The following is an 18,824-nucleotide window of genomic DNA, read 5'->3' as shown; positions in this document are numbered from 1 at the left end:
AACGCTCGGCCCGGTGGAGCAACGTCCGTCGGTCGTGGGAAGCGACCAGCGCCCCCTCCCGGACGTTGCTTCGCTTCGTCCGACCTCCCCCGACGCTGCGCTGGGAGAGGTGCATGGGCACGGCCAACGCTAAAGCCCAACGCCGCAACCTTCTACTCGATTGCAGGAGGGATACGTTCGGCGAGTGGCTTCGCGCATTTGCGTCTTTTTCGAAGCGATACATCAATTCGAAAACATCTCGTGCTTCCGGTCGCCTCGGCTTAGCAGGTACGCCATCAGGTCCAGCACCTCGTCTTTTTGCAGCGTGTTCAACAGTCCCTTGGGCATCATGCTGAGTTTCGATTCGAACATCTCTTCAATCTGCTTGCGGTCGACACTCGTCAGCTTGCCTGGCTTCAACATGTCGGTCTGAACGCGGAAGGCATCGCCAGCCAGATTGATGATGCGTCCGGTTACGACCTTGCCATCAATCGTGACGATCTGAACGCTGCCGTACTGATCGCTGATTTGCTTGCTTGGTTCCAGCACCGATTCCAGGATGTCGCGACTGCTGAAACGACCTGACAGTGACGTGAGGTCCGGGCCAACAGAGCCACCTTGATTGTCGAAGCGGTGACAGGCGAAGCACTTGGCCGCTCCAAACATCTGTCGGCCATTTTCGAAGTCGCGATTCTTCAAACCGGTCTCCAGCAGCGGAACGAGTTCTTCCATTGTCCATTCCTTCACAAACGAACGCGGTTCGGCGGTAAAGACGGGCTGATCAGCGTCCGGCTTGGCGTCGAGAATAGGCTGCAGCCGAGCTTTGTCGTCCTCAGAAAGGTTGGCCACGGCGTCGGCCTTGATGTTGTTCACAAACAACTGAAAGCTGTCGCCGCCTTCATATCCCGCCGCTCGTGTGAACCACTTGAAGTAGCGCTCCTGCAGATCCGGCGTCCAGCCATTCGTGAGATGCCGCAGCGTCGCTGCGTAGTCTATCTGCTGTTCCTGTGTTGGAGCGGCTTCCAGCATCGCGACGATTTCTTTCTCGGCAAAAGGGGCCTGAAGGTAGACCGCCATCTTTGCCCCTTCGGAACTTAGCTGTTGAGTTTCCGCAGGCTTCGAAGCCTGAAGATAGCCGATTACTCCGATGCGATATTCGTAGGTCGGTGGCGCGATTCGCAAGAAGGTCACAGCGAGAACTCGCAACACCTGCAGCTTCTGATCGGGCGTCATGCTGTCGATGTCAAGATGCGACACGGATTCTAAGACTCGTTCCGTGAGTCGTGACCTTTTGGAACTAGTCAGTGCGTTTTGCCAATTCGGAATCGGCGTGTCAATGTTCGGCGGCTCGCCTTTGCTTAGCCGTTCGTAACTGCGAGCCAGCGCCAGCAGCGCCGTGAGCTTCGTTTGCGTATCCGACGCGTTCAATGCCGCGTCCTGCCATTCTTCGACGGGCGCGTGTTCCAAAGCGATGCGAGCTGCGTAGCGGATGGAGCGATCGTCGGAACCAAGATAGGGTTTCAGGTCTTCGAACTTGCCGCCGTCGCCGGTGTGAAGTTTTTCGAGTTTACGACGCGTTTGTTGGTCGGCTGACAGCGTGTGGAAATCCCCGAGTGCCGTGCGCAGTACCGCAACCGACTCGTCTAATTCGCGGCGGGCCATTTCGATTTCCTCATCGGTAAACACCGCTTGCGCGGCATCTCGATTAGCCTTAACCTTGCTTGCAAGTTTGCTCCTGTTTTTGGCTACGAGTTTCTCCTCGTATTGCACAGATGCAGGTTCAGGAGCACCATCTGGATGCGTCACTCGATACAGCCCCGACTGCACCTTTCGGCCACCGATCGTGAAGTACATGGCTCCGTCGTGCGGATTGATCACCACATCCGTCAGCGGCAGCGGCGTGCCGGTGATGAATTCTTCAAGCTTACCGGTGAACGTGCCGCCGTTGGGTTCCATATGAACGGCGTACATCTTGCCGTAGCTCCAGTCACACGCAAACAATGCGTGCTGATACTTCGCCGGGAAGTTAGCTCCTGTGCCAAAGCAGACGCCGGTCGGTGAACCGGGACCGACGTTCACAACCGGCGGCACACTGTCTTCGTAATACGTGGGCCATTTGCCGCCACCGCTGCGCCAACCAAATTCAGCTCCACTGACGACGTGGCAGATTCGAGTCGGGCGGTACCAGGGCGTGTTGATATCCCATTCCATATCCGCGTCGTACGTGAACAGTTCGCCGTTTGGGTCGAAGGCGGCGTCGTACTGGTTGCGGAAACCGCTCGCAAGAATTTCCCAGTTCTTACCGTCCTGATCAACCTTATAGATCACTCCGCCCGGAGCTCGCGTGCCTCGCATAAATTTGCCCTGCGGGCGCGGCAGCAGCAGATCTTCGTCCCAAGAAGGAACTCGGGAACTGCTGTAGTCCGTCAACTGAGTCAGGTTGCCGCAGACGATGACCAGCGATTCGCCGTCGGGGTGTGGCAGCACGGCGTGCGGGCCGTGTTCGCCACGGCCACTTAGCACGCGCAGTGTTTCGACGCTGTCCAGTTGATCGTCACCGTCGGTGTCACGAACTCGATACAGCCCGCACTCGTACTTTTGGCCTTTGTTGACACTCACGTACAGGCTGTCGAATGCCCACAGCAGCCCTTGAGCCTCACCGATGTCGACGTTGATCTTTTCGACCGCAAGCTCTTTAGCGTCGAGGATTCCCGGCGGCGTGATGCGATACAGGGCGCCGTACTGGTCTGATGCAATCAGGCGTCCCTTCGGATCGACGCACATATTAACCCATGAGCCCTGTTCATCTTTCGGTACGGAATACAGCAACTCAACGTTAAATCCTTTCGCCACCTTCATGTCTTCGACCGACGTCGCCGTGGGCTTCTTCAACGCAGCAGCGGCTGCCAGAGTTTTCGTATTGATGGCTGCGGCCCACGGACCTTCACCCAACGCGGCCACGATGACTGGCTTTTGCCATGCTTCGTTCGGCTTAAAGTTGATCGTCTTCCAGCCCTTTTGCGGCGTGGTGGACGCTTGCCAACCCGAGTCTGTCACGGTACTCCAGGAATCACGCCAGCCGGAGTCGAAGTCGATTTTCAGCAACAGCCCGGCGGCACCCGTGCCGTTTTCGCCTTCGACAGCGATGACGTGTTCTTTTTGAGGATCGTCGAGATCCAGGTACTTCGAAATGTCGACCGAGACTGGTGTCTGCCACGAGTCGTGTCTGATGACTTCTTTGCCGTCGATGAAGATCTTCATCACATCGTCGCAGGTGCCATACAGTCGAGCCGCAGCGACTCCACCGCTGTTCACTTCTCTGCGGAAGTAAACTTTCTTCGCGGGCTGGTCGCCTTCGTTTAGCCAGATCCAACTGGCTTCCGGTGACTTGGCCTTCGCCTTACCAGAAGCCTTCGATTTGGCAGCAGCTTGGTTGTCGGCTTTCGTTTTGGCGGCTTCCTGAGCATCGACGCTGCTCGAAAACAGCAGAGCAACCATGGCGGCGAAAATACAAACGTATGATGAGGACCGAATCACGAGGCGGCACTTTCCTGCTAGCGGTGGGGTGAAGTCGCAGAGCGTTCCGAAGTTGGCTCAGCATTTTCGCGCGGGATCGCCGGAATGGCAAGCGAAGGCGACTCAGGAAAAAAGAATAGCGTGCGTCGTGGCTTTACGGTCCACCAGCTCGATCGAGTCCCAGCAGATAGCTGAGGTTGGTTGGCGACGGCGGGCCGAAACGAGGCTCAAGCGCGAAGGCGACGCCCACATTGTCCTTGCTGATGTCGACGCCGAAGCCCATGTGCAGGACCCAGTCCAGGCCGACGCGACTAAACGTCAGCGATGATCCACGCGACTCACTTTCGGCGACGTCGTAGGACAGCGACGCCGTGGAAATCCATTTGGGGCTCATCTGGTAGCTATAGCTGGCCACCAGCGTTTGACTGTCCACATAGTTGGTCGCTTCCACCTGCCGGAAGCCCAGATACATGCTGCCGCGAGTACTTCGCTGGCTGAGTACTCCGACACTCCACACATCCTGCGAGTTATCGAACAGGTCGATAATCCCGTCCGCCAGCAGGCTGGTGCGGTCATTGACGTTCCAGCGATAGTTTCCGTAGATCATCCCGAAGTCTTCGCCAAAGTTGTCACGATCCGCGTTCGGAAACCATGTGGCTCCGGTTTCCCAGACAAACACGTCGCGAATTCGTTCCTGCCCAATCGGACCGACTTTGGTTTGAATGCGATTACGCCAGCGAAGTCGAAGCATTTCCTGATCGTCGACGATTTCGTGAATCGGCGAACTGATCCACAGGCCCGCTCCGTTGCGCAGTGCATAGTTGCGTGGATTAAATTCGGCTGGCACGATGCCTCCGAAACTCTGCAACGCGTTGCGAGCACGAATGCGTTCGATATTGTTTTCGTCGATCTCGTTGTACTGAGCGATCTCGTTCATTCCGCGCGAAACGTCTGTGATGCGGTATTCGAGGAATGTATTGCTCTTATGAGCCAGGCCATTCAGATTCCACAGATCGCTGCGGAAGAATGGCATGATCTTCGTGGCGGACAGGTTCGCCTGCACTCCACCGCTTAAAACATAGCGATCGATGTCTGAGTCCTGCAGTCCCTGATTCCAGAACGCCGCTTCGCCCATCACAAATGGATTTATTGTGACAGGACCCAGATTGAATGGAGCATCGATCTGGTGGCGCGACTTCGCGACAAGGCCGGACGCATCCTGAACGTACGGCAATCCTAACGGTGTATATGGGTCGGTCGGATCGGTGGGCGCTTCTCCCATTTGCAGGTCGGCATAGCCGGCGCTGGAATGAGTGCTGTAGTACGCCAGCCCGTTAAAAAGTGGCTGTGAGAAACCGTACAGGTCGGCTCGCGGCAGCCAGTCGGTTGATGCTTCGAAATCGTTGAGTTCCGTCTTGCCCCAGAACATGCCGCTCCACAGTCCGGAGTCTCGGCGAATGCCCAGCAATGTTTCCGCATCTTTATCGCGGTCGAATTCCGTTTCATGAAACGATTCGCGGTAGTTGCGGTCGGAGAGAAATCCGATTTCGCCAAAGATGTATGTGTCGGCAGGAAGGTGTTGCTTGTGTCGCCAGATAACCTGACCACGATTGGAATCTTCAGGATCCAGCGAGCGACGGTCTAAACCAAGATTGTCTTCGCTGTGGTCCATTTGCCAGATGAAGCTCGCGTTTCCGTGAGCTCGGCCAGCGTTGTTCTGCACATCGTAATCGCCTTCCACGCCCAGTGCGGGGCCGCGTTCGGACAGGTAGTCCGCCAGCAAGTCCCATTGCATGCCACGCTGGTTTTTCTGTCCCAGAATTTTAGTCAGGTCCCAGACCGTTTTGACCTGCAGGCCAAACACGCGATCGTGCTTCACGATGGCTCGACGAAGAGGAATGTTGGGGTCTTCTGCCGGGGCCGTTAGCCGAGGCAGTGACAGCACGGGAACGTCGCCGATCATAAACTGGCTGTCGAGGGCCGTTACCCACAGCGGCTGCCCGTTGGCCGGCAATCCAGTGATTGGATCAAGTTCTGTGAAGGGTGAAGCCGGGCCGGGTTCGACAAAGATGTCCTTCGCCTGCAACCGATAGCCGGGTTTGCCATAGGGACTGGTGGTGGTCCACGCATTTTGAGCGTGAAAACGATTCTCAGACGTCTGCCGCAGACGCTCAGCGCGGATGCGGAACACGCCGCCGGTTTGAGGCAGGAAGGCTCGCAGTTCGGCATTCATCAGCAATGCACGGTCGTTGTTGGCGTCGTAGAACGCGTGAGTCGCCGTGACGGTGTTTTGTCCCTGGCGAACCAGGATGTTGCCTTCGAGGTAGACCTGAAACTTGTTCATTGCCGACTGAACAAGCGTTCCGGTGCCCGTGGGATCGAGGCTGTCAGAATCGTTGGGGTCGGTCCAAATGACGACTCGATCAGCGGAAAGGTCCAGCACTCCCGGCTGAAGCATTCGACCCGCCGTGTCCATTTCGAAGCCTTCCACCAGCACGTTTACGCCGCCGGTGAAAGTCAGCACCTGTTCACGAGGTTCGGTGTCTTTGGAAATTTCAGAACTGAATCCCAGAGGCTGACTGGACCGCGGCCGGATCTGAATTCTGCGTGACAGCGGTGTCGGCTGGTTGGTTGAAAAATTCTGCTGCGGCAGCGTGAACGGATCCGGGTTTGCCTGAAACGCGACCGGTGCCACGGCGGTTCGGTTCGATGGAGTGAGTCGTTCCATCGCCCGCCTCATCAACGGATCCGGATGATCGACGGCATCGGTAATCGTCGCTTTTAATTCCAGCGGTGGCAACGATTGAATGCGGATCAGGTGTGACGCCATGTTGCGTCGATGGCGATTGATTTCGTATTGAACTCGTTCTTCCGCATACACGCGAACGTCATGAACGCCGTTGTCGACGCGATCAAAGACCACCAGGCGTTGAGCGGCCAGTCGCAGGTGTTCGCCCTGCCAGAGCGTGGCGAGCCCCGATTTGTTGTTGCCACCGCGAAGGGTGGTGATGGTTGTTTCTCCCTGCCGCCATGTCGCCATGTGAGCGGCGACTGCTCGAACCGGCACCTGGATATCGTTGTTCTCAGGTGGTGCTTCGTCGGCCTGGCCAATTCCATCAGTGATGAATTCGTTGGGCGGCGACTGAATTCCGACGTCACGAATCTCGTTCACCGGCACGTCGTTCTGCGCGCACGCCATCGGTACCGCAGTCCACAGGCAAGTGGCCACAGCAACCGTGCTGATCAATGCGCGTTGAGCGAAGGTCATGCGAAAGACGCACTGGAAGGACAAGCCGTTTGGCCTGTCGGCGACGGGAAACGAGAGAGGTGTGAGTTTGGAAGCGAGAGCTTCCGGAGAGTTTTTTTTGAGATGTGTTTTGTGGAAGGAGTTGGCACTGCGCGACGATTTGACGCACCATCGCCACAGTTCGCCGCATGGTACGGGGATTTGCAGAATTGGGTCAATATCATCCCCGCTGCGGACCGCTGGTGTAAGTTGCTGCTGCTAAACGACTTGCGATCTTCGGGGTTTCGCTGTTCGATCCTGACTTTGTCGAACCCGTGCCCCTTCGCCTGTTGGGAGACACCTTATTGATGCAACGGGCAGTGTCGCTGTGGATGTGATGGGTATCGGTTGCCTTCTTTTGGGGCAGTCGATTTCGCAACGTTGTTGTAATAATCGCGGCGCAATCGGCTGGCATTGTTCGGCAACTTAGCTGCAGCTTCTGACGTGAAGGGATGCGTCGGTCGCGGCGCGAGTACCGTTAATGGTGGTGACTTGTTGCGCGTTGGACCGACAGTTTGGAGAGACCTGCCGAACCGCGAGTTGCATGCGCGTTGTAAGCGGCGGAAGTTTGTGAGATCTGGTCAGAAAACCGAGCAGTTGGACTTTCCGCCGGGTGAAGGTTGAAGTCTAATCAACCGCTTCATTTTTGAATCGACTCAGAACCGTTTTCAAAGCCGTTGGGCCACGTACACTTTGTAGCGGGTTCCCTGCGATCGCCCGGTTTGCCGGCCATTGCAGCAGTTGACCAGAAGCAAACTCTTCAGGGATAGAGCTCGTGGGTGCCTTTCGACCGCGGTTGGTTGTGTCCGGAGACTCGGACGAAACAGAACGCCAGTTTCGCAGCCTCATGGGTGACGACGTTGAAGTGGTCCGTCCAGGGGCCGGTCAGGGTGACGCCGACGGCATGCTGTTTACCGGCGGGCTGGCCAAGCGAACTCATGATCTGGAATTGTGCGCTCGCGGATTTCTGGACAGCGTTCCGGATGCTCTTGTGCTGATTGATTCGCAGAATAAGGTAGTCTGGCACAACGAAGTCTTTCGAACGATGGCCGACAGCGAACAGCCGCTGATCGGTCTTTCTTTTTTAGAAGCGCTCGGGAACCCGGAACTCATCAGCCCCGCGGTGTTGCCGCTGAACATGGATCCCGGTCCGGGACAGGTGTTAAAAGCCATTTTAAAGATGGCCGAAAAGTCGTTTGTGGCCATTCGAGCATCTCGATCAGCTCTGGCCGTTGGCGACGCAGAATCACGCAACTTCACCACGATCGTGGTCCGCGACGTCAGCGAAGAGATTCTGGAAAACCAAAAGCGCGAAGCGCTGTATCTTGCGGGCATCGAACTGGGCGACCTGTCTCCGGAAGAAATCACGGAGATGCCTCACGAAGACCGGACCGAACTACTGAAGGAAAAAATCCTTGAGTATTCGCAGGATATTCTGGGCTTCGAAACTATCGAAATCCGAGTGCTGAATCCGGTGACGAACGAACTGGTGCCGCTGCTGGAAGTTGGCATGCAGGACGAAGCCGTTCAACGTAAGTTGTATGCCGTCGCAGAAGATAATGGCGTCACCGGCTATGTGGCGGCCACGCGAAAAAGCCATCTGTGCCGCGATACGAAGGCCGATCCGCTTTACATCACCGGCGCCGCAGACGCTCGCAGTTCGCTGACCGTGCCACTGATCATGCACGATGAAGTGCTGGGCACGTTTAATGTCGAAAGCCCTGGCACTCAAAGTTACGACCAAAAGGATTTGGAATTTTTGGAAGTGTTCGGCATCGTCGTCGCCATGGCGCTTAATCAGCTGCATCTGCTGGTGGCTCAAAAAGTCACGGCCGCGACTGCCAGTTCCAATCGCCTTCGCAGCGAAGTGGCTTTGCCCACAGACGACATCCTTTCCAGCGCCACGGCGATTTTGGAAAAGTACATTGGCCACGATCCGGACGTGTGCGAACAGCTGCAGCAAATCGTCGACAACACGCGAAAGATTCGAGGCCAGATTGAACGTGTGTCGGAAGAAGTGGAAACAACAGACGCTGGTTTCCATCCGCCCATAAGTCGTCTACGTGAAGAACGCCCGCAGCTAAAAGGCAAACGGATTCTGGTGGTGGACAGCGATGCGTCTGTGTTGACGTCGGCTCACGATTTACTCGACCGCCATAGTTGCTCAGTCGAAACAGTGCGGTCCGGCAAAGCGGCCTGCCAGATGGCTCGCAGTCATCACTACGACGCGGTGTTGTGCGATATTCGTCTACCGGATATGACGGGGTACGAATGCTTTTGTCAGTTGCAGGAAATTGACGACCACCTGCCCGTGATTCTAATGACCGGTTTCGGCTATGATGCGGGGCATTCCATCGTCAAGTGTCGCCAGCGTGGGTTGAAGGCCGTTCTGTACAAGCCGTTCCGTCGCGAACAGCTTTTAACAGAAGTCGAAAAAGCCGTCACACCCCCACCACCGCACGAATAGCGGCCGGTCTGCAAGTGACACCTCGGTAAGCGACCGTTCCAGCGGAAATGCGTTCGCGCCGATTCCCTCAGCCCCCACGAGAACAACGTGTCACAACCTACCGCCGATCAGCTTCGCGAATGGGACAACGCCCACGTCTGGCACCCGTTCGCTCCGATGAGTGCCTACGTCGAAGAATGTGCTCCGATCATTACGTCGGCCGACGGGTTCGACCTCATTGATACTGATGGTCGCCGTTACCTGGACGGCATCTCATCCCTGTGGTGCAACGTTCATGGACACCGAGTGCCCGACGTCGACACGGCCATTCGTACGCAGCTTGATCGAGTCGCCCATTCGACGCTGTTGGGACTGTCCAGCGATGTGTCCATTCAATTGGCAAAGATGCTCGTCGATCGCACGCCGGAAAACCTGACAAAGGTCTTCTATTCCGACAGCGGTTCCACGGCTGTCGAAGTCGCGCTGAAGCTGGCTTACCAGTATCACCATCAAAAGAAGAACCCGGAACCTCAGCGAGATACCTTTCTGTGCGTGGGGCACGCCTACCACGGCGACACCATTGGATCGGTCAGTGTGGGCAGCATTGATTTGTTTCATCGAGTCTACAAGCACATGCTGTTTCCGACCGTCAGCGTGCCTTCGCCCACGGCGACTCGAGTCATGGACGGTCACACCAAAGAAAGCTGGTTGCAACATTGCTTTGATCAGGTGGAAGTCGCGATCAAAGCCAATAGCGATCGAGCGGCCGGGTTTGTGATCGAACCAATCGTGCAGGGAGCCGCCGGCATTCTGGTCCACCCGCCCGGCTACCTGCGCCACGTTCGTGATATTTGTACGCAATACAATATCCCGTTGATTGCCGATGAAGTCGCTGTCGGGTTCGGCCGCACGGGGACCATGTTTGCGTGCGAACAAGAAGGCGTGCAACCCGATTTTATGTGCCTGGCCAAAGGCATTTCGGGCGGCTATCTGCCTCTGGCAGCAACCATGACAACGGAAGAAATCTTTGCGGCCTTCCTTGGGGCACCATCTGAAAGCCGCACCTTTTTTCACGGCCACACCTACACCGGCAATTCACTCGCCTGCGCCGCCGCGATTGCTTCGCTGGAGTTATTCGAAGCCAACGACCTTTTGACTCACATCGCGCATAACGAAGCCTTGATGCGAGAAAAGCTGTCAACGCTGGCCGACCATCCCCACGTTGGCGAAGTGCGTCAGAAGGGAATCATGGTTGGCATCGAACTGGTGCAGGATCGGACCACAATGGAACCGCTTTCTGCAGAACGGCGCGTGGGCCATCAAGTGACTCTGGCAGGTCGAAAGCGAGGCATCATGATTCGCCCACTCGGCGATGTCGTGATTCTCATGCCCGCGCCCGGGATGCCTTCCGAACTGGTTTCGCGACTGTGCGATGAAACGATCGCGAGTATCAACGAAGTCACGTCATCGCATGCGTGATATCGTATAGATGGGAACGGCTAAGTGCTTCAGCCCTGCCGAGCTACGCATTTTCAGTGGATTGTAGAGCTATTCGTCGCAAGGGCGGCGGTAGCGGTGTCATGCTTTGCGTAGCGGATAAACCTTCCCGATTCCCTACATCCTGCACTGTGCATAACGTCCGGCGCGCCGTCTGGTCGGGAGACGTTGGGAATGGTAATGGGAGTCGCCAGAGTTCCTGCGATTCGGCGGTTGCTTGGGATTTCGGGCGAAATCTACGACTTCCCTGTGAGCAGATATGTTCTTTCTCCCGAACCCGGTCGGTTTACTTTCGCGGGCGAGCTGTCTTCAATGTAACATCAATATCCCGCCAGAGTTTATCCCACCACCCAGAACTTCCACGAACATGAGATTCGATTTTCGCTTTCTGGTGTCCATATGCCTGCTGGCACCACTCGCCGCCGCCAACGCGTTTGCAGACGAAGCACCGGTTGCCGCATGGACGTTTGATTCTGCTGAAGAGCGTTCTGCATTTGAACTCCATGGGGACGTGCAGTTTGACGTCGCTGGGCCTCGGCCGACGGAGTTCCCGGTTTTTTCAGCGAAGAACAAAGCGGTTCGACTCGACGGCAAAGGCACTTATCTGGCGATCGCGGACGAAGGAACGCACAGTCGGTTCGATTTTGCCAACGGCGATGCAATCACTTTAGAAGCGTGGGTTTTGTGCGACGCGGTGAAGAGCACAGCCACTCGCTATCTCGTTTCCAAAGGGCGTACCAATTCTGCGGGCTTTGCTCGCGATAATCAGAACTGGTCGCTGCGAGTTGTGGGGCATGGTGAGTTTGCGGCCATTAGTTTTCTGTTCGCCAATCCGCCGGGGCCCGGCACGGCGCACTGGCATCGTTGGGATTCGAAAGCGGAATTCTCCGTCATGAATGGTTGGCACCATGTCGCGGTGTCCTACCAATTCGGTGAACCGGAAAGCATCCGAGGCTGGATCGATGGCGTTCCGACAGACGGTATCTGGTCGATCGGCGGAGCGACTTCTGAGCCGCCCGTTGAGGACGACGATGCCGTGTGGATCGGCTCATCGCTCGGTGGAAATCCGGGAAGTTGCTTTCGAGGGGCTCTCGACGACATACAAATTCATCGCCGCGCACTGACCGACAAGCAAGTGGCAGCTCGTTTTAATCGCGTCGGTGGGCCGCGTATTGTCGTGGCGATGGAACCGGAAATGCCCGAGGTGGGGGACATTCCGGCAGGCAAAGTGATGGTCACCATGGCGGAATCGTTGGCCGCTCATGATCGTTGGCCCAATCAGCATGAAGGCTGGCCGGAGGAAACGGTTTCGTGGCTGGGAGATTCGTTTCTGCTGCCGCGCATTCCACTGCGTTACGACGACTGGGGAATTCGAACCGGCTGGAAGTCGCCCGTGCTTCTGCGGATGTCGGCGGATGTCGACCTGGCCGCCGGTGAACATCAGTTGCTTTTGCGAGCTCGAGCGCTGGGGCGATTGTGGATTGATGGAAAGCTGATCGCCAGTACGGAGCCCATCACGAAGGATCCTCCCAACGGCGAAGAACGAATTCTGCCGCTCCCGGTTCCCCTGCAGCCAGGAATGCGACTGCCCAGCTATCGGCAGCAGGAAGTGACGGGCGAAGTCAGCGTCAAACCAGGAGCGAAACAGCTATCGCGCGTCGTGTTGGAACTGGTCGTTGGCGGGAAATCGCTGCGGGCCGAAACTGGGGAAGTCAGCATTTCGATCCTGTCCACGGATGCCAAACCGCCGGCCGATTCAACAACGTGGGCCCTTTTGACGCCGCGTGCTGCCGATCGTGTTCCATTCACGGATGCTGCGATCAAGCCGAAGCTCAACGCCATTGAAGATGCGATTGCTGAACTTGACGACCACACGCGCCGCACGGCCGCGAGTTCTCAGGACGAATTCTGGAACAAGCGACACGAATACGCGCGAACGTGGGTCGATAAACATCCGGCTGCGGAAGTCCCCGTCACAAAACAGCCAGCGACTCATCCGATCGACGCGTTTCTGCAGGCTGATATGGAACGAGCGCTGGAAGCCAGTCCCGCTGGCGACCTCGCCGCAGCGCGTCACTTTCACGACAAGGTCTTGCCGATTTTGCGAGACAACTGTTTCCGCTGCCACGACGGCCAGGCGAAAGGCGGACTGACGATCAGTAACCGCGACGCTCTGCTGGCAGGCGGTGATTCGGGAAGTTCTGCCATTGTTCCTGGCAAGCCCGCTGAAAGTGAAGTGCTGGCCCGCGTTCGGGAAACGGATATCGATATTCGCATGCCGCCCACCGGCGGCGCGTTGCCGACGGAGGAAATCACGACGCTCGAAAACTGGATCAAGTCAGGAGCCGAATGGCCAGCGGCGCCAGTCTCCGCAGCGGATGTTGCGTTGTCGCCGATCATCGACGATGCGAAGTTTCTGCGACGCATCTTTCTGGACACCATTGGCATTCCTCCTTCGGCCAGCGATGCGAAAGCCTTCCTTGCTGACAAGCAGGCCGACAAGGAACACGCAAAGAACAAACGTGAACGCCTGATCGATCAATTGCTGGCTGACGAACGTTGTGCCGACAACGAAGTGTCGCAGTGGTTGGACATGCTCGGCGAAAACCCAACGCTGCTGAACAAGTCGCAGGGAAGCACGGGGCCGTTCCGCTTCTTCCTGCACGACGCACTGCGAGACAACAAGCCGCTGGACCGCATGGTCACCGAACTGATCATGATGCGTGGCGGTCGGGAAGAAGGCGGCAGCGCCGGTTTTTCGATGGCTGCTGAAAACGACGCTCCGTTTGCCGGGAAGGCGCACATTGTGGCGTCCGCATTTCTTGGCGTCGAATTGCAGTGTGCTCGCTGCCATGATGCTCCATTTCATGACGTCACTCAACAGGATTTGTTTTCGCTGGCGGCCATGTTGCAGCGAAAGCCAGCAACGGTTCCGGGAACAAGCCGAGTCCCCGCCGCATTCTTTGACAGCATGCAGCGACCGTCAATGATTCAGGTCACGCTTAAAGCGGGCGAACCGGTGCCTCCCGCGTGGCCATTCGAAACCGTTTCCGGAATTGCGGATGGCGCGACCGTCGATCAGCTGATGCAAACTCCGGACGACAGTCGCGAACGCCTCGCGACGCTGCTGACCGCGGCTGACAATCAGCGGTTCCCGAAGGTGATGGTCAACCGCATTTGGAAGAGGTTAATGGGCGTCGGCCTGGTCGAACCGATTCACGATTGGGAAGGCCGTTCGGCCAGCAATCCTGACCTACTAGACTGGCTGGCAAGTGAACTGGTTTCTCACAATTTTGACCGGCAACACATTGTCCGTTTGATTGTGACGTCCGACGCGTACCAGCGCGAAGCGACAGGGCAGAATTCACTGGCGGCCTCCGAACAGCGATTCTTCAACGCGCCGAACCGTCGTCGGCTGTCGGCCGAACAGGTGGTGGATTCGTTGTACGCGGTCACGTCCGTTCCCATGGACATCGGGGAACTCACCTTCGTCTACGATGGTCGTCGGGCGTTAAGCAACCGTCAAACGCTCGGACATCCTTCCCGCGCGTGGATGCTGGCTCGACTGAATAACGAACGAGACCGTCCAAGTCTGGCGTTACCGCGAGCGATCGTGGTGACGGACGTGCTGGAAGCGTTCGGCTGGACGGGGTCGCGGCAGATGCCGATTTCCGATCGCAACACCGACCCCAACGTGCTGCAACCGGGAGCGTTGGCCAACGGAGTTCTTTCCAATACTCTGTCGCGAGCCGCTCATGGAAGCCCGCTCGCGCAGCTTGCCGTCGACACGAAATCGCCGCAGGAATTGGTGGATTCGCTGTTTCTGAGCATTCTGACACGACATCCAAACGATGGAGAACGACGCGCATTTACCGAAGTCCTGACAGAAGGCTTCGAAGATCGTCTCGTGCCGCCATCGCAGATTGCAGTGGTCGAACCACCGGAACCGTTGCCGCTGGTGACATGGTTCAATCATGTGCGACCGAACGCGAACACGATTCAGCAGCAACTGGAACGCCGAGTTCGCCGTGGGCCGCCCGTCGATCCTCGCCTGAAAACAAAGTGGCGCGAAGTGTACGAAGATGTCGTCTGGAGTCTGATCAATCACCGCGAATTTGTCTGGATACCATGAGTTCAATATTCAACATGCATTCGAATCTTAACCGACGTCAATTTGCCAAAGCCAGCGCCGCGGCTTCGGCCGGACTGCTGTTGCCTGGTTCATCCATGGCGGCCGCCGGTGATGCGCCGCTGGGCGGCAAAGCGGAACACGTGATTTCCGTTTGGCTGGGCGGAGGCATGGCACAGATCGATACCTTCGATCCCAAGGTCAAAGGCGATCCCAAGTCGAAGAAGCCAGGCTCATATTACGACTCTATCGACACCGCTGTCGATGGCGTGCAGGTGTGCGAACATCTGAAGACACTGGCTCCGTTGATGGATCGAGTCACCGCTGTGCGGACCGTGCATCACGAAGTGATCGACGAACACGCCGCTGCCACTAATCGCATGCACACCGGTCGAAGCATTAGCGGCACGGTCACGTATCCATCGATTGGTTCCATCATCACACATGAACTCGGCGCAGCGTCGGACGATGCACCACCGTACGTTGTGATCGGCTATCCCAACGTGACTCGCGGACCCGGATTTCTGGGAGCCAACGCCGGCTATCTGTACCTGACCGACACGACTCAGGGCCCGGCCGGTTTGTCTCGCCCCGACTTTGTTTCCCCCGATCGCCAGTCGCGGCGAGAACGCTTTCTGTCCATCCTTCGCAACAATGCCGCCCCGACACAGGATTCGCGCCTGCTGGACTACGAAGCCGCGATTCAGCAAAGCCTGAAACTTAGCGGCCCCGAATTTACGCGCGTGTTCCAACTGGACAAAGAACCGGACGATCTTCGCAATCGCTACGGCGGAGAATTCGGCCAGCGCTGCCTGCTGTCACGACGCCTTGTCGAACGCGGCGTGCGGTTTATAGAAGTTTCGCACAACCTGAACTTTCTGAACGGATCGGGTTGGGACGTTCACAACGAAGGAATCCTGCAGCAGCACAAGCTGATTCAGGAACTGGACACCGCCATCGCCACACTGATTTCCGACCTTGAAGACAAGAAGCTTCTGGACAAGACTCTGATCGTCATCACCACAGAATTCGGCCGACCACCCGGCTTCGACAGCAATGGCGGTCGAGCTCACCAGGGCAAAGCCTTCACCTGTGTCCTCGCTGGCGGCGGACTGCAGCATCGCGGAGCCTACGGCGAAACGGATGAACTGAGTCGGAAGATTGTGTCCGACTCAGTCAGCGTCCCCGACTTCTTTGCCACCATGTGCGCCGCAATGGGAATCGACTACCACAAGAACCTTTACGACAACGGTCGCCCCGTGCCAATCACCGACCAGGGGATACCGATCGCTGCATTGTTCGGGTAGCATGAATTACGTAGCCTCGGCCCCCGCCACCTCCAGCCTGTGAGATCATCAGTGAAGACAATTGAACGCGCTTTTCTTCTGCTCGTCGCGATCCTGGCAAGGGACGCCGCGGCGCAGGAGCCCATCACGCTTGCCGATGTTGAAGAAGGCTTGCCGGAGATTTCTGCAAAGGAGCCTTTGGCGGCTGAGTTCTCTGCGAAAAAAGCGGCGGAGTACCTCGACCGTTCAGCGTTAAACTGGCTGAAGACCAAGAAGTGCGCCACGTGCCATACCAACCTGTTCTACATGGCCGCGCGACCGGCACTCAAGGCGACGCTGGCAGACTCAGGTGAAGTCCGCAGCTTCTATGAAGACTATCGTAAGGTTCGCTGGGAAAAGAAACTTCCCACCGAGAACCAGGGCTTCTGGCCAATTGTCGTCGGCACAGGCCTGACGCTTAACGACATTCAGAGCACTGGAAAGCTTAGCGACGTATCACGCGAAGTGCTGGACATTATGTGGACCGTGCAGCGCGAAGACGGTGGATGGAAATGGCCTCACTGCGACTACGCGCCGCTGGAAATTGACGATCACTACGGTGTAACACTCGCCCTACTCACGGTCGGCATGGCTCCTGGCGACTATGCAAAAACTCCACAAGCTCTCGCTGGTCTGGAAAAGGTTCGTACCTATCTGCGAAACAATCCCCCCAAGTCACTGCATCATCGAGCCATGTTGGCGTGGGTGTCCGTTCAAATTGATGACATCGCGACAGAAGAACAGCGAAATGAGGCATTGTCGGAACTGCTCGCCCTGCAGCTGGACGACGGCGGCTGGTCGACATCCGGTCTGCTGACGGACTGGAAAGGCCTAGAACGCAGTGACGGTGAACCACTCGACACCAAAACCAGTGACGGATACGGAACCGGATTCACGATTGTTGTTGCTCGAGAACTCGGCGTTCCGGCAGACGATCCCCGCCTGCGACGCGGCATCGAGTGGCTGCACGCCAATCAGCGCGAAAGCGGCAAGTGGTTTACTCGCTCGCCCGTCCATGAATGCGGGAACCTCATCTCCAACGCTGGTAGCGCTTATGCTGTCCTGGCTCTTCAGGCCTGCGGCGAATTACCAGATTGGCCGTTCGGCAAAACCAAGCCCGCCGACAAGTAACCTTCCCCCCTGCTCACATCCTCCCAACGCTTATCCCACCGCAGAATAAGAAAGCACAATAATGTCCCCACAACTACATCTTGATCGCCGCCGTTTTCTCGGTGCGGCAGCCGCAGTCTCCATGGGCGGTTTGATGGCTCCCGCCATCGCGCGCCTGCCGGACACACCATCCGGTGAAAACGAACACTTCTGGTGGCGCCGCGCTCCAGAAGGTCCGTACATCGATTCACAGCGTGATAATAAGTCGTTCGCGTTTGGTGACGGGAAGATTTTTCTATCAGAAGACAACAGTAAAACCTGGGCTCACAGTGCAGCGTTTCCCGAGGCGGAAAACATTACGTTCAGCTGCATTCTGAAGAACGGAAATATCCTGTTTGCCACGCGCGAAAAACTGTTTCTCAGTACCGACGATCTCAAAACGCACCGAGAGATCACGGTCAAAGATAAGGACGGCAAGGACTACCTGCCACATACGCCCAAAGATCCGGATCAGCCAGGCTGGTACTTTCATCCGCTGGATGGAGTTCACACGTGGGACATCGATGGCTCAGAAATGCTGGTTTGGGGAAACTACTGCAATGTCCTTGGCGGTCCGGTGCCGGTGAATATCTACTATTCGACCGACAACGGAGAGACCGTCAAGATTGCTTACTCCTTCGGCCGTAACCCGAAATTCCAGGAGAAAGGCACCGATCCCGATTCGTACCTCGGCAATCCCGACAACCCGGTCATTTGCCGACACATTCATTCCGTGGTTTACAATCCTGATGAGAATGCCTTCTACGCATGCACGGGCGATATCGACCGTGGATTCGGAAATGAATGCCATTGGATTCGCGGTGTTTATGATTCGAAGGCCGACGATTGGGACTGGCAAATTTTAGTGTCGGTGAACTCAAACTCGCGCTACAAATCCGGCGGCATCAGCTTCGTCGATGGGCAGCTTTACTGGGCTGCAGACGCCAACGGTCCAAAGCCAGAAAACGAGAAACACGACCGAGGGATCTTCCGTTGCACTCCCGAAGAATTGGCCGATCCGAAAAAGCATACTTTGCTATTCGATGCTGAATTCGAGATGGCGAATATGATCATTGAAGATGGAGTGATCCTGGCGGGACATTGTGCGCCGGCTTCCACCTTCGCCACCGGCATCGCCTTCTCACCGGACATGGGCAAGACCTGGAAGGAATACGACCTTGCTGAACTGGGCGCCCGATCGCCGGCACGTTTTCACCCGAAGAACAGCGACGGCTGGTTCCGAGTCGATCTGCGAGAAGGGTGGATTGCTCGAAAAGACGTGCTGTTCATCAAGCCCAAGTCGTGAGCCCCTGAGGCGGGGGCGATTCTTTCCCTTGCTGGTCATAACGCCGACGTCTGATTGCGTGGCGGTCGCGTATTAACAGTACGTCGGCTGGTTGAGGCACGGGGCATTGTCGTGAGACGCGACAGAGTTTCTGCGATTCGACCGCAGCTTCGGGTTTCTGGCGTAATCGACGACATCACAATTGAGCGGAC

General features: G+C 56.9%; 8 protein-coding genes. 6 read left to right on the top strand and 2 right to left on the bottom strand.

Going from position 1 to position 18,824, the window contains the following annotated elements:
* Window positions 1-222: 222 nt before the first annotated feature.
* The gene (locus Fuma_RS35315; protein ID WP_158521036.1) at window positions 223-3,516 is read right to left on the bottom strand and encodes a c-type cytochrome; all 3,294 of its coding nucleotides are present in this window, start codon (window positions 3,514-3,516) and stop codon (window positions 223-225) included.
* A gap of 133 nt (window positions 3,517-3,649) precedes the next feature.
* Window positions 3,650-6,763 carry an LPS-assembly protein LptD gene (locus tag Fuma_RS16855; RefSeq protein WP_077025156.1) on the bottom strand — a complete coding sequence of 1,038 codons (3,114 nt, stop codon included), beginning with the start codon at window positions 6,761-6,763 and terminating at the stop codon, window positions 3,650-3,652.
* Between the two features lie 793 nt (window positions 6,764-7,556).
* On the opposite strand from Fuma_RS16855, the gene Fuma_RS16850 reads away from it, so the two are divergent.
* The 6 genes from Fuma_RS16850 (at window position 7,557) to Fuma_RS16825 (ending at window position 18,633) form a co-directional block, all read left to right on the top strand.
* Complete coding sequence (locus Fuma_RS16850; protein ID WP_077025155.1) at window positions 7,557-9,248, top strand: response regulator; 1,692 nt, start codon at window positions 7,557-7,559, stop codon at window positions 9,246-9,248.
* A gap of 87 nt (window positions 9,249-9,335) precedes the next feature.
* Window positions 9,336-10,706 carry an adenosylmethionine--8-amino-7-oxononanoate transaminase gene (gene bioA, locus Fuma_RS16845; protein ID WP_077025154.1) on the top strand — a complete coding sequence of 457 codons (1,371 nt, stop codon included), beginning with the start codon at window positions 9,336-9,338 and terminating at the stop codon, window positions 10,704-10,706.
* 385 nt (window positions 10,707-11,091) lie between these two features.
* Window positions 11,092-14,856: a DUF1553 domain-containing protein gene (locus Fuma_RS16840; protein WP_077025153.1), complete on the top strand. Its 3,765-nt coding sequence runs from the start codon at window positions 11,092-11,094 to the stop codon at window positions 14,854-14,856.
* Window positions 14,853-16,160 (top strand): DUF1501 domain-containing protein, encoded by a 1,308-nt coding sequence (locus tag Fuma_RS16835; protein WP_229360676.1) that lies wholly within the window; start codon window positions 14,853-14,855, stop codon window positions 16,158-16,160. The genes Fuma_RS16840 and Fuma_RS16835 overlap by 4 nt, the downstream gene beginning before the upstream one ends.
* Window positions 16,161-16,211: 51 nt before the next feature.
* On the top strand, window positions 16,212-17,309 hold the full coding sequence (locus Fuma_RS16830) for a prenyltransferase/squalene oxidase repeat-containing protein (RefSeq protein ID WP_218922181.1): 1,098 nt from the start codon (window positions 16,212-16,214) through the stop codon (window positions 17,307-17,309).
* Between the two features lie 61 nt (window positions 17,310-17,370).
* Entirely contained in the window at window positions 17,371-18,633 is a 1,263-nt protein-coding gene (locus Fuma_RS16825) for a hypothetical protein (RefSeq protein ID WP_077025152.1), read from the top strand.
* The last annotated feature ends 191 nt before the right edge of the window (window positions 18,634-18,824 follow it).

It is taken from the genome of Fuerstiella marisgermanici, from assembly GCF_001983935.1.
Classification (GTDB): Bacteria; Planctomycetota; Planctomycetia; order Planctomycetales; family Planctomycetaceae; genus Fuerstiella; species Fuerstiella marisgermanici.
Note: the sequence above shows the minus strand (reverse complement) of the source record. Positions and strands in the feature narration are given on the sequence as shown.